This window comes from Paenibacillus camerounensis (assembly GCF_000723885.1).
Classification (GTDB): Bacteria; Bacillota; Bacilli; order Paenibacillales; family Paenibacillaceae; genus Paenibacillus_AQ; species Paenibacillus_AQ camerounensis.
In genome coordinates, this window is the sequence record NZ_CCDG010000070.1 from 42,317 (window position 1) to 55,228 (window position 12,912).

The 12,912-nt window shown below is 50.4% G+C and carries 13 protein-coding genes and 1 tRNA gene; 2 read left to right on the forward strand and 12 right to left on the reverse strand.

Annotation, left to right across the window (positions count from 1 at the left end; translation table 11 throughout):
* Window positions 1-2: 2 nt before the first annotated feature.
* The 4 genes from tpiA to BN3772_RS24155 all read right to left on the reverse strand — a co-directional run bounded on the left by tpiA (window position 3) and on the right by BN3772_RS24155 (window position 4,239).
* Window positions 3-758 (reverse strand): triose-phosphate isomerase, encoded by a 756-nt coding sequence (tpiA, locus tag BN3772_RS24140; protein ID WP_042202870.1) that lies wholly within the window; start codon window positions 756-758, stop codon window positions 3-5.
* Between the two features lie 28 nt (window positions 759-786).
* Entirely contained in the window at window positions 787-1,968 is a 1,182-nt protein-coding gene (locus tag BN3772_RS24145; RefSeq protein ID WP_042202871.1) for a phosphoglycerate kinase, read from the reverse strand.
* 91 nt (window positions 1,969-2,059) lie between these two features.
* Entirely contained in the window at window positions 2,060-3,070 is a 1,011-nt protein-coding gene (gene gap, locus BN3772_RS24150) for a type I glyceraldehyde-3-phosphate dehydrogenase (protein ID WP_042172033.1), read from the reverse strand.
* Between the two features lie 116 nt (window positions 3,071-3,186).
* Window positions 3,187-4,239, reverse strand: a complete 1,053-nt coding sequence (locus tag BN3772_RS24155) for a sugar-binding transcriptional regulator (RefSeq protein ID WP_042172031.1) — start codon at window positions 4,237-4,239, stop codon at window positions 3,187-3,189.
* Between the two features lie 328 nt (window positions 4,240-4,567).
* On the opposite strand from BN3772_RS24155, the gene BN3772_RS24160 reads away from it, so the two are divergent.
* Window positions 4,568-4,642, forward strand: a tRNA-Arg gene (locus BN3772_RS24160).
* Between the two features lie 192 nt (window positions 4,643-4,834).
* Window positions 4,835-5,431: an ATP-dependent Clp endopeptidase proteolytic subunit ClpP gene (gene clpP / locus BN3772_RS24165; RefSeq protein WP_042172029.1), complete on the forward strand. Its 597-nt coding sequence runs from the start codon at window positions 4,835-4,837 to the stop codon at window positions 5,429-5,431.
* A gap of 90 nt (window positions 5,432-5,521) precedes the next feature.
* On the opposite strand, the gene BN3772_RS24170 is transcribed toward clpP, so the two are convergent.
* The 8 genes from BN3772_RS24170 to BN3772_RS24205 form a co-directional block, all read right to left on the reverse strand.
* On the reverse strand, window positions 5,522-6,160 hold the full coding sequence (locus BN3772_RS24170) for a GDSL-type esterase/lipase family protein (protein WP_042202873.1): 639 nt from the start codon (window positions 6,158-6,160) through the stop codon (window positions 5,522-5,524).
* Between the two features lie 176 nt (window positions 6,161-6,336).
* Window positions 6,337-7,437, reverse strand: a complete 1,101-nt coding sequence (locus BN3772_RS24175) for a PdaC/SigV domain-containing protein (protein ID WP_042202899.1) — start codon at window positions 7,435-7,437, stop codon at window positions 6,337-6,339.
* A gap of 282 nt (window positions 7,438-7,719) precedes the next feature.
* Window positions 7,720-8,478, reverse strand: a complete 759-nt coding sequence (locus BN3772_RS24180) for an SIMPL domain-containing protein (protein WP_042202875.1) — start codon at window positions 8,476-8,478, stop codon at window positions 7,720-7,722.
* A 165-nt stretch (window positions 8,479-8,643) separates the two neighbouring features.
* A complete protein-coding gene (locus tag BN3772_RS24185; protein WP_019914358.1) occupies window positions 8,644-8,913 on the reverse strand; it encodes an HPr family phosphocarrier protein in 270 nt (89 codons plus the stop codon).
* 97 nt (window positions 8,914-9,010) lie between these two features.
* Window positions 9,011-9,940 (reverse strand): DNA-binding protein WhiA, encoded by a 930-nt coding sequence (whiA, locus tag BN3772_RS24190; protein ID WP_042172023.1) that lies wholly within the window; start codon window positions 9,938-9,940, stop codon window positions 9,011-9,013.
* A 34-nt stretch (window positions 9,941-9,974) separates the two neighbouring features.
* Window positions 9,975-10,910 carry a gluconeogenesis factor YvcK family protein gene (locus BN3772_RS24195; RefSeq protein WP_209443701.1) on the reverse strand — a complete coding sequence of 312 codons (936 nt, stop codon included), beginning with the start codon at window positions 10,908-10,910 and terminating at the stop codon, window positions 9,975-9,977.
* A 56-nt stretch (window positions 10,911-10,966) separates the two neighbouring features.
* Entirely contained in the window at window positions 10,967-11,866 is a 900-nt protein-coding gene (gene rapZ, locus BN3772_RS24200; RefSeq protein ID WP_042172020.1) for an RNase adapter RapZ, read from the reverse strand.
* Between the two features lie 46 nt (window positions 11,867-11,912).
* Window positions 11,913-12,863: an ROK family glucokinase gene (locus BN3772_RS24205; RefSeq protein ID WP_042172018.1), complete on the reverse strand. Its 951-nt coding sequence runs from the start codon at window positions 12,861-12,863 to the stop codon at window positions 11,913-11,915.
* Window positions 12,864-12,912: the final 49 nt, after the last annotated feature.

The window sequence follows — 12,912 nt, forward strand, 5'->3', positions numbered from 1 at the left end:
CCTTACACTGCCCCCTCAACGAGTGAAACGAAGGAAGCAGGCTGCAGGCTGGCACCGCCGACGAGAGCGCCGTCGATGTCGCTTTGACTCATGTACTCCGTTACATTCTCAGGCTTCACGCTGCCGCCGTATTGAATACGGACAACTTCAGCTGTTGCTTCATCGTACAGATCTTTTACAAGAGTACGGATGTACGCAATAACTTCGTTGGCATCTTGGGAAGTGGAGGATTTACCAGTACCAATCGCCCAGATTGGCTCATATGCGATAACAACCTGAGCTGCCTGCGCAGCACTCAGACCGGCAAAAGCACCTTCAGTCTGCACTTTGCAAACTTCCTTAGTCTGGTCAGCTTCGCGCTCTTCGAGCTTTTCGCCGACACATACGATAGGAGTAATGCCGTGGCGGAATGCCGCATGCATTTTTTTGTTTACAATTTCATCTGTTTCGCCGAAATAAGCACGGCGCTCGGAGTGGCCGATGATTACGTAGTCTACGCCAAGGTCCTTCAGCATAACGCCGCTGATTTCGCCTGTGTAAGCTCCGTTATCTTCAAAGTGCAGGTTTTGTGCACCGATTTTGATGCTTGTGCCTTTAACCGCTGCTACCAGGGCAGGCAGGTTAGTAAAAGGAGCGCAAATTACAGTTTCCACGCCTTCCACTTCCGCCTTACCTTTAACTTCAGCGATGAAGCCTTCAGCTTCCGGAACGGTTTTGAACATTTTCCAGTTGCCTGCGATAATAGGTGTTCTGCTCATAATCTTGTATTGCCTCCTTCTGTGCCTCTTACTTGTCGTTCAGTGCTTCTACGCCAGGAAGTGCCTTGCCTTCCATGAACTCCAGGGATGCGCCGCCGCCAGTGGAGATGTGATCCATTTGGTCAGCCAGGTGGAATTTTTCTGCTGCCGCTGCGGAATCACCGCCGCCGATAACAGTGTAGCCTTCAGTTGTTGCGCAAGCCTGCGCTACAGCCTTGGTTCCTTCAGCAAAGATATCGATTTCGAATACGCCCATAGGTCCGTTCCACACAACCAGCTTGGAATCTTTGATGATATTGGCGTAGATTTCACGAGTTTTAGGGCCGATGTCCAGACCTTCCCAGTCAGCAGGAATATCAGTTGCATCTACAATCTTGGTGTTGGCATCTGCACCGAACTTGTCAGCGACAACTACGTCAACCGGAAGTACGAAGTTTTTGCCCAGTTTTTTAGCCTTCTCGATGAATCCGAGCGCAGCATCGATTTTATCGTTGTCTACCAGCGATTTACCGATTTCATAGCCTTGAGCTTTGGTGAATGTATAGGAAAGGCCGCCGCCGATCAGAACATTGTCAGCCAGGTTCAGGAGATTGTCGATAACGTCGATTTTGTCCTTAACCTTGGAACCGCCGATGATGGCAGTGAAAGGACGCTCAGGATTTGAAAGAGCTTTGCCCAGAACGGACAATTCTTTCTCCATCAGTAGACCGGATACAGCCGGCAGGAAGTGAGCGATACCTTCAGTAGAAGCATGTGCACGGTGAGCCGCGCCGAACGCGTCATTTACGAACAGGTCAGCCAGTTCAGCGAACTGCTTAGCCAGCTCAGGATCGTTCTTTTCTTCGCCCGGATAGAAACGGACATTCTCAAGCACAAGCACGTCGCCGTTATTCAGTTCAGCGATTTGCGCTTTAACAGCTTCGCCGACAGCTTCATCAGCTTTGGCTACCGGTTTGCCGAGCAGCTCGGACAGACGCTCAGCTGCACCTGTAAGGCGCATAGAATCAACGAATTGACCCTTCGGACGGCCCATATGGCTGGCCAGAATGACCTTTGCACCGTTTTCGATCAGGTATTTAATCGTTGGAAGGGTTTCGCGGATACGGGTATCATCAGTGATCTTGCCGTCTTCCACCGGAACGTTGAAATCGACGCGCACGAATACGCGTTTGCCTGCTACTTCTACATCACGGACGCTTTTTTTGTTCATGATTAGTCTTCCTCCACACCCAAATTTAGAAAGAGCGGAAACAAGGAACCTCTGTTTCCGCTCTATAGATGCTGCTTATGTTAAGCCGGTCTTACTTAGCCAGTTTTGCGAAGTGCTCCAACGTGCGAACCAGCTGTGCAGTGTAGGACATTTCGTTGTCATACCAAGCAACGGTTTTAACCAGTTGTTTGTCGCCAACAGTCAGGACTTTAGTTTGTGTTGCATCGTACAGGGAACCGAAAGTCATACCCTTGATGTCGGAAGATACGATTTCATCTTCAGTGTATCCGTAAGTTTCTGGGTCAGAAGCTTCCTTCATTGCTGCGTTGATTTCTTCAACAGTAACGGATTTATCAAGAACAGTAACCAGCTCAGTCAGGGAACCTGTAGCAACAGGCACGCGTTGTGCTGCTCCGTCAAGTTTGCCTTTCAGTTCTGGAATTACCAGACCGATTGCTTTTGCAGCACCGGTAGTGTTAGGGATGATGTTCTCAGCAGCTGCACGAGCGCGTCTGAAGTCACCCTTGGAGTGAGGAGCATCCAGAGTGTTCTGGTCGCCAGTGTAAGCGTGAATAGTAGTCATCAGGCCTTCAACGATTCCGAACTTGTCGTTCAGTACTTTTGCCATTGGAGCCAGGCAGTTAGTTGTGCAAGATGCGCCGGAAATTACTGTTTCGGAACCATCAAGGATGTCATGGTTAACGTTGTAAACAACAGTTTTCATGTCGCCAGTAGCTGGAGCAGAGATAACTACTTTTTTAGCTCCGCCTTTAAGGTGCTTTTCAGCAGCTTCTTTAGTTGTGAAGAAGCCTGTGCACTCCAGAACGATATCTACGCCGAGGTCGCCCCAAGGCAGTTCTTCTGGGTTACGGTTCGCAAGAACCTTAACTTCTTTACCGTTTACTTTGAAGAATCCGTCATGAACTTCAACGTCTCCCTGGAATTTACCTTGAGTTGTATCATATTTAAGCAAATGAGCAAGCATCTTAGCATCAGTCAAGTCGTTGATTGCTACCACTTCGATACCTTCTACATTTTGAATACGGCGGAATGCAAGGCGTCCAATACGTCCAAAACCGTTAATACCAACTTTTACACTCATTGAATAGTTCCTCCTAGATTTCGTTTTATTTATTCAAGACAAGCCGTGAAGCTCGTCAAGACAACAATGTTAAGTATAATGCAAAATAACTGCGGGCGCTCCCCATATCCTGGAATCTATAGCATTTGCTGCAACTGTATGTCGATTTCTTTGCCGATTTCGACAGCCGCCGCCTCATCAATAACCAGAATATCCTCTTGCCCGAAGCGCAGCATTGCGTGAATAGCTTTGGCTTTGCGTTTGCCTCCTGCGATACCGATAACAACCTCCGTACGGATAATATCCTCTAACCGGAGTCCGATCGTACGCATAGTATGGACAACCTCGCCAGCCTCGTTAAAATAGTAACCGAATGATTCGGCAACCGCGCCTTCAGCCTGAATCTCCGAGACTGTAGCCTCATCCAGCTTGCGGCGGCGGGTCATTTCAAGGGCATCACCGATCCCATGAACAATAATACGCGATCTGCGGATGATTTGTACAATCTCCCCGATGTTGAGGTCATGCCCCAGCGACTGGTAAGCTTCCTCGCTGAGCAGATCAGGCACATGCAGCAGACGGTAATTAGCACCGATTCGCTTAGCCATGGTGGATGCAATCGTATTGGCCTGAATCTCCATACTCTCTCCGAGTCCTCCGCGTGCAGGGACAACCCATGCATTCTTATAGGAAGCGGATAAAGCCAGAGTCAGCTGATCGGCCATCTCAGCTAAGGTAGAGCCGCCAGTTACGGCAATGGTATCGTCGCCGCGCAGTACACCGAGAAAAGCCTTGGCTCCTGCACGCCCGAGCTCACGCTTTGTGAACGGCGATGACTCGCAATCACCTGGCACAATAATAACTTTACTAAGATCATACGTTGAGCGGATCTTCTCTTCCAGATCGTCCAGGCCGAACAGGCTCTTGGCGATCGGCTCCAGCAGGTCAAGCGTTCTGCGACCGGCATCGCTGACGCGCATGCCGACACTCTCGATCTCAATGAGCCCTTGCGATTTCAGAAGATCCGTCTCGGCGCGCAGTACCCGCTCGGTCATATCCAGCGACGCGGCCAGTGTTCTGCGTCCGATAATATCGGACAGCATGATCTGATGTAGAATCGTGTAACGTCTCTTAAGGGTTTCCATGAGATCAGGCAGAAGCTGCTTTTGGATTTCCAATAAATTGCGCATGCTTTCACTCCTGCAACTTCGTCTTTCTCTATTCCCTTGTTCGTGGTCTCAAAATGTCCCGGGTTAACTTTTTAAGTCCCACTCATATTCTAACCAAATATTACGCGGAGTGCAAGTCATCCGAGAGTATAATTCTCAACCGCTTTTCATCTTATACATCTGACAGAGGGTGGAAGAGACAGGCAACTCAGCCGGGACACCCAAAACAGCCGGTTTCTCCTCTCCCATGAGAGGCCGGGTCTTGCTTTTCAGCTTATAAAGTTATTTTTAAGGACAGCTTCTTAGGTGATTGCATTTATTAGTTTGATGTATTATAATAAATTCTGTTGCGCCCGTGGTCCAATGGATATGACGTAGGCCTCCGAAGCCTGAGATCCAAGTTCGATTCTTGGCGGGCGCGCCATTAATTTCATATTTGTACATAATTTAGCAGTTGTCCTACTGTTAATTAACCAAAGAGCCGCTTGTCGGCTCTTTTTTTAAAAACTAAGTTTGACTTTCTTTGACTTTTTGTTTGATTTTGTTTATCATGTGGTTAATACGGTAACAGTAAAAATGAACACATTCGAAGAACACATTCAAGGAGGTTTTACACGTGAGTTATATTCCTATGGTAGTAGAACAGAGCAACCGCGGCGAACGCGCTTATGATATCTATTCCCGCCTGCTGAAGGACCGCATTATTTTCCTTGGAACGGATGTTAATGACGTGGTAGCCAATTCCATCATCGCACAAATGCTGTTCCTGGCTGCCGAAGACCCGGACAAAGACATTCACCTGTACATCAACAGCCCGGGCGGTTCGATCACAGCCGGTATGGCTATCTTTGATACAATGCAATACATCAAACCGGATGTATCCACGATCTGTGTGGGTATGGCTGCTTCCATGGGAGCGTTCCTGCTGAACGCCGGTGCGAAGGGCAAGCGCTTCGCGCTGCCGAACAGCGAAATTATGATTCACCAGCCGCTGGGCGGCGCTCAGGGACAGGCAACGGACATCGAAATCCGCGCCCGCCGGATCCTGAAGCTGCGCGACAAGCTGAACCGTATCCTTTCCGAACGTACCGGCCAGCCGCTGGAGAAGATCGAGAAGGATACTGACCGCGATTACTTCATGAGTGCTGCTGATGCGGCTGAATACGGTATCGTTGATAAAGTTATCGAGAAGACACTGCCAGCTGGCGTGTAACTGCATAACAGCACAGAAGGCTGCCGGAACCCTTGAGGGTCCCGGCAGCCTTTTTTTGTTCAGATATATTCACTTCTACCTGTTTAGCCTTTAACCCAGCCGTCCATACCCCAGACCATCCAGCTTGCCGGCTATAACCCGGTAGCCTCTGCTGTTAGGATGAATATGATCAAGAAATAATAAGCCGCGCTCATTGCCGGCAAATTCATTATAGATGGAGGCAAACCCGCAGACCCGGCTGCTGTAGCCGGAGGTATACCGGTTAAACTGCCGGACCCAGTCCGTTGCCTCATCTATTTGCGGATACGGATTATACAATCCGACAATCCGGATAATATAGGGCTTATTCATACCCGCCTTGAGCTGCCCCAGCGTACCCATAATATCGCTGATATTGCGTTTGCAGCCGCGAAGCGCCTTCTGCAGCAGCGGAGACAGATCACCGGGGCGGGTTCCGGCCGCCTTGGCTGCCTTAATCAGATCATTTCCGCCAATTGATATCGTTATCAGATCTGCTTCCTGCACAGCCAGGCGAAAGGTATAGTCACCCTTCAGCCGCTGCTCCAGCCCGTCCGTGGTCAGGCCGTTTACGCCGAGATTCGCCAGGCGGACGGAAGTCCGCAGCCGGGCCTCCGCCATTCTGCGGTATACCGGCACAAAGCCATTCCCCGGCAGCGCTCCGAAGCCTGTCGTCAGCGAATCCCCGATTGCCGTGTACTGATAGCTCATCCTATTCTCCCCCCTCCTGCTGAGTGTTACCTTTCTACAGCTTATGAACAGGAAGGGCGCCGCGTAACGGCAGGACGTCCTAATATGCGCTGCAGGCGTCAAATAAGGGCAAAAAGCCCCGGTTCCCTTACGGGACACCAGGGCTCTTTCGGCTTCATTCACATATGGTCTCTGCCTTACTTCAGCGTTGCGAACGGGCTGCTTCCATCAGGCAGCAGTTCCTTGAACGTAAAGGTAAACTGCGGGAAGCCGGAAGCGTAGGCGGTATACTCATACAGCTGGAAGAACACAACAAGCTTGCCCTCCTTCAGGTAGAAGTATTTCTCCGAGTTCAATCCGGTGAATCCGCCCAGATAACCGCCCTCCGCCTTGATCTGCTTGGCCAGCTTGGCATTCAGCTCTTTTTTATAATTCGGATTAGCCTTCAGCAGGTCACCGATCAGCAGCCGTTTGCCGTCCTTGAGCGAGAAGGTAAAGGCATTGCGGAAGGTCATGCCATGGGCCCCTCCTGTATAGCCGTACTGCTCAGTGACGAGACTCAGTACGCCGTCCTTGTTATATGTAACAACATAACCTCCCTCGAATTCATAGGGCCGGTCTTCCTCTGATTTGTTGGCAATCTGCTTTTGGGCGTCCTCCGCATAGCTAAGAATCTGCTGCTTGATCATAGCGTTGATCTTTTTCTGCGCATCTGCATTAGCCAGCCCGCTCACCTGCGGGTAATCCAGCCTGATCGGAGCATCCTCGGACTCCTTGATGAAGCTCTCGGTATTAATCGAAATGGCGTTCTGCTTCTGCTTCATTATGTTCAGGCGGCCGGTAGAAGCGCTCCAGTCCCCCTGATAGCCGAGATAATCGGTCATCAGATCAAACGGGATGTATAACCGGTTATTTATATTTTTCGCTTCATAATCTCCGAGAAAATAATTATTCACAGAAATAGCGGTGCTGTAATCGGAAACCATCAGCTTAGTTAATGTGTTACCTTTGCCGATTGAGTAAGTTTTTTCAGTCTGATCATAGGTGACCGGCATTTTCAGGCTATCCCGCAGAAAGCTGACAGGCACCCATACTTTTCCTCCGCTGTAGATACCGGCCTGCGGCGTAATGACTCCGTTCCATTTCAGCACAACTGAAGACTGGAGGGCCTTGGCCTGTGCTGCAGCCGGTGCAGCATGAGCAGCTTCTGCAGGCAGCAATCCGCCTCCGAGCAGCAATCCCGCCGCCATCATTCCTGTTCCCCATTTACGGATCTGTTCCTTAAATATAATGTTCATAACCGTTTCCCCTTCCGCTGGTACGATGATTGACTTGATGTTTGAATCCAAGACCTGGAAAGCCCGCTGTCCCCGGCTCACTCTCCTTATTATAAAGAGCCCCGCCACCGCGGTTGTTACAATTTCCCTTACAGTTTTTTAAGCATTTACAGCAAATTTAAAGGGTCTTATTACAATTCCTTAAACAAAATGAGAGAATTTCTATCCTTCAGCAGCTGATTAGCTATAAAAAGACCCCGCCGCGCCGTTGAAGGCAGAAGCAGGGTCTCTTTATTCCGTTTCCTATTTCAATTCGTACACTACGCTAAGCTGGGTAGTAACCTTAACCTGGCCCGGCTCAACCGATGTGCCTCCGGCAGTGTCTGCAGAAGCCTTGCTCATTGCCGCATTTTCCATATAGTATACAGGGTTGTTGCCGTCTTCATTCTGGGTTACAGTAACGACCTGGCCCAGGCTGCGTTTTGCCGCTTTGGCAATAGCTGCGGCCTTTACATCCGCATTAGCCATAGCCTTCTCGATAACCTGTGCTTCAAAGGCGGAAGGATCTTCAATCGCAAACTGTGCGTTGCCGATGTTATTTGCGCCAGCAGCTGAAGCCGCATCCAGCAGTGCGCCGACCTTGGTCAGATCACGGTAAGCTACCTGCAGCGTGTGCTGTGCGATGTAGCCTTTAACCTGTTGTCCATCCTTCTCGGTGTACGTGTAGTTAGGTTGAACGTTGAACTGGGTGGTCTGAATGTCCTTGTCAGCAATTCCCCATGTTGTTTTGAGCTGTGCCGTTACCTTGGCAATCTTAGCTGCATTGGCCTTCTGCGCATCCTGCGCTGTTTCAGCGGATGAATTGGCACCAATCGACAGATAGACGATGTCCGGCTTGATCGACAGCTCGCCTTTACCTGATACGCTGACAATATTACGGGTGATTTCTTCAGCCGCGTAAGCCTTCTCAGGACCCTTAAACACACTGCTCAGCCCCATTCCTCCAACAATTAAACTTCCTGCCAGCAATACCGCTCCAACTGATTTGCCCCATTTCTTCATGCTTAACTTCCCCTTTCAGATCCTTTATTTGTTTGGTACCCTCTAGACGGGCCTCATTGGCAAAAGTTGCATCTGACAGTCCGCAATTAAAAGAAAATTTGTAGCAAATTAAAAAAAGCCCCGAAGGGCTTTTTATCATGCATTAAGGTTAGGCATGGACAACTGTTACTGGTTCTCCAGCTCTTCCTTGCTTACAAGACTTGTCAAAGCGGTTACAGCCTGATCCGCATCCGCGCCGTCCGCGCTGATATAAATCTCCGTGCCGGAACTAATCGCCAGGCTCATAATGCCCATGATGCTTTTAGCGTTAACTTTTTTATCGTCTTTTTCCACGAAAATCTCCGACGAAAACTTGTTGGCTTCCTGCACGAACAATGCTGCCGGCCGAGCGTGGAGCCCTGTCTTCAACCGAACAACTACCGGGTGCTTTGTCATGAAACGCTTACCCCCTATTTGAGATCTGCCCAAAAATTTCACATTAATTTTATAATATTATATCATTATAACCGCATCCACACTAGAAAAAAAATAATTAGCCGCCGCGGACCTTCTCCGCCAGCTCATCAATTTTGCGCAAACGGTGGTTTACTCCTGATTTACTGACGCTCCCCTTCAGCATCTCTCCGACTTCCTTCAGGTTGATATCCGGATGCGCCAGCCTGATTTCTGCGACCTCGCGCAGCTTATCCGGAAGACTTTCCAGCCCTACCTCGCGCTGCAGCAGCTTAATATTCTCAATCTGCCGTACCGCTGCGCCGATCGTTTTGTTCAGGTTCGCGGTTTCACAGTTGACGATGCGGTTGACGGAGTTGCGCATGTCGCGCATGATCCGCACATCCTCAAATTTGAACAGCGCCTGGTGCGCCCCGATCAGACTCAGGAACTCGATAATTTTCTCGCCTTCCTTAATGTATAGGATGAAGCCTTTTTTGCGCTCTATGCAGCGGGCGTTCAGGTGAAATTCACCAGCCAGCTCCACCAGCGCCTTGCAGTGCTCCTCATACATGGAAGCGATTTCCAAATGATAGGACGAGCCTTCTGGATTATTTACCGACCCTCCGGCCATAAATGCCCCCCGGAGATAGGCCCGTTTACAGCAATTTTTCCCGACGATCTCCTCGTCTATTCCGTCATTAAAGATGAAGCCCTCGGATACAATATGCAGATCCTTCAGGATCTCCTGCACCCGGTTGGGGATGCGGACAATATAGACGTTATTCTTCTTCAAACGCATTTTTTTACGCACGAGCAGCTCGATATGGACCTGGTAATATTTCTTAAGCAAAGAATATACCCGCCTTGCAATCGCGGCGTTCTCCGTCGAGATGTCTAAGACCACCTTTTTGCTCGAAAGCTGCACAGAACCGTTCATCCGGATCAGCGCTGACATCTCCGCCTTCTCACAGCAGGGCGGGCTCTCCACCATCGTCAGCTCTTTCTTCGTAAGGGCCGCAAAAGACAAGGGGCTCACCTCTTTCATGTTCATTGAAGCTTAATTATCTGGAAATCCAATCCTTAACCAGCTGGTAAATATGATGGCTTAGCTTATCTGTATCATGCCTCAGATAAGTCTTGAACAGCACCAGTTTATCAGCAATGACCTTATACCCGTTGCCGTCAAGCGCCTCCCGGTCAAGCAGTACGGGACGTGCGCCCTTCTCGGCATATTTGACCTGAACCTGCTCCGGGATCTCTCCGTCGTTGACTATAACATAATCGAACAAATGCTGGCCGATATGATCATACACGGCTTGAAGATGATCGCTGACGGTATAGTTATCCGTCTCGCCCGGCTGAGTCATGACATTGCAGACAAAAATTTTGATCGCATCCGACTCTACAACAGCTTCTGCCAGCTTAGGCACCAGCAGATTGGGCAGGATACTGGTGTACAGGCTGCCCGGTCCGCATAGTATGGCATCGGCACTGCGGATCGCATCCAGTGCCTCAGGCAGCGGTTCCACATCAGAAGGCTCCAAAAACACCCGTTTGATCCGGCCGCCGGCCTCGGGAATCTTAGACTCGCCTGTCACAATAGTTCCGTCAGCCATCTCGGCATGCAGCACAACCGCTTCTCCGGCAGCAGGCAATACCCGCCCGCGGACGGCGAACAGCCGGCTCAGCTCGCGTACAGCAGTGACGAAGTCACCAGAGATGTCGGTTAGCGCCGCAAGGATCAGGTTGCCGAGACTATGTCCCGCAAGCCCTTCTCCCGTGCTGAAGCGGTATTTCATAATCTGCGCCATCAGCGGCTCAACATCAGCCATAGACGTCAGCACGTTTCGGATATCACCGGGAGGGGGCATCTGCAGCTCACTGCGCAAAATGCCGGAGCTGCCCCCGTCATCCGCTACTGTTACGATTGCTGTAATATCAAGCGGTTTTTCCTTCAAACCGCGAAGCATAACAGAAAGCCCTGTACCGCCGCCCATAACGACGATACGCGGACGCTTCTCTTGTTCTTCGGACACTTTGATCCCTTCTCTCGTTAATGCCGGTCACGCTCAGAATCCCGATGGCTGACCGCTACCGTCTCCGTCTCGCTGACTCCCAGCATTTTGCCCAGATACTCTGATATCGCTACTGAGCGGTGTTTGCCGCCGGTACAGCCGATGCCGATGATAATCTGGGATTTACCTTCTTTACGGTACTGGGGAATCAGGAAATGGAGCATATCCAGCAGCTTAGTCAGAAACACCTGCGTTTCGGGCCATTTCATTACATAGTCATATACATCGCTGTCTTGGCCGGTCTTTGGCCGCAGTTGATCCACATAATGCGGATTAGGCAGAAAGCGGACATCAAACACGAGGTCTGCGTCAATCGGAATACCATACTTGAATCCAAATGAAGTAATATTAACGGAGAGTGTACTCTTTCCAAGGTGTGAAAATCTTGAAACAATCTTCTCCTTCAGCTGAACCGGCTTCATACTGCTCGTATCCAGACACAGGGTAGCTGAGTTCTTCAGCTCCTCCAGCATCTGGCGCTCCAGCCGGATGCCATCCAGCGGCATCCCTTTGGGAGCCAGCGGATGATGGCGGCGGCTCTCCTTGTAGCGCTGCACCAGCACAGAGTCTGTAGCGTCAAGGAACAGAATTTCGCAGCCGATCGTTGACTCGTTTTTGATATAAGTCAGCGATTCGGACAAAGCTGTGAAAAACTCCCGCCCCCGCAGGTCAATCACGAGTGCTACTTTGGCGATCTTTCCCTTGGACTGCTCAATCAGCTCGGCGAACTTCGGAATCAGCACCGGCGGCAGATTATCGACGCAGAAGAATCCAAGGTCCTCCAGGCTTTGTACAGCAATCGTTTTTCCTGCGCCTGACATGCCTGTAATAATAATCAGGGTGGCGCCGCCCGTTTCGGAGTGCTCCAATTCGGTCATGAGAGCGTTCCCTCCCTATGAATAGTATATGAATAATTCCAGTCTTTTAAGAACGCAGCAGAAGACCTGCTGCCCCGATAATACCGGCATCGTTGCCAAGCTCTGCAGGCACAATAGTAACACCTTTCTGCAGCGGCTCAGGAGCCAGCTTGGCAAATACACGGCGGACTTCATCAAACAGGATATCGCCCGCTTTGGAGACGCCGCCGCCGACAATGAATACTTCCGGGTTCAGCACGGCAGCGACTGCAGCCATCGATTTGCCTAAGTAGAATGCCGCGCGGTTAACGATACGCAGTGCTACCTCATCGCCGGCTTTTGCAGCATCAAAAACTTCCTTCGCCGCAATCTTCTCCACAGTGGAGAGTGAAGTACGGTCTCCACGTGATACAGCGTCGTTAGCCATACGGATAATGCCCGTAGCAGAGGATACAGTCTCCAGGCAGCCCATATTGCCGCAGCCGCACTGAATGGCTTCCAGATCAGGCACAACCGAGATATGGCCCAGCTCTCCGGCCAGACCGGCGAAGCCCTGATATACCTTGCCGTTAATGATGATGCCGCCGCCCACACCGGTTCCCAGCGTATAGCAGACACAGTTTTCAATGCCGCGGCCTGCGCCGCTCCAGGCTTCACCCAGTGCAGCTACATTAGCGTCATTGTCTATTTTGACAGGCTTGTTAAGGCGTCCTTCCAGAATGGAACGGATCGGCACATCTCTGAACCCTATGTTAGGCGCAAGAATGATGATTCCTTCACGAATGTTTGTAAATCCGGCCAGGCCTGCTCCTACACCGGCAAGCTGTTCCCAGGAATACGGAGACTCCTCCACAATCTGGCGAACGTATTTCTCGATGTTGTCGATGACGGTATCGACGCCGTCCGCAGTCCCCGTAGGCCCTTCAAATGTGTGAAGCAGGGTCCCTTCGGCATTGCAGATTCCAACTTTAATCGTGGTACCACCTAAATCCACACCAACGTAGATATGTTCAGACATGTAACAAGCCACCTTTTTCTATGCTAAAATAGTTAATCCTACGTACCCA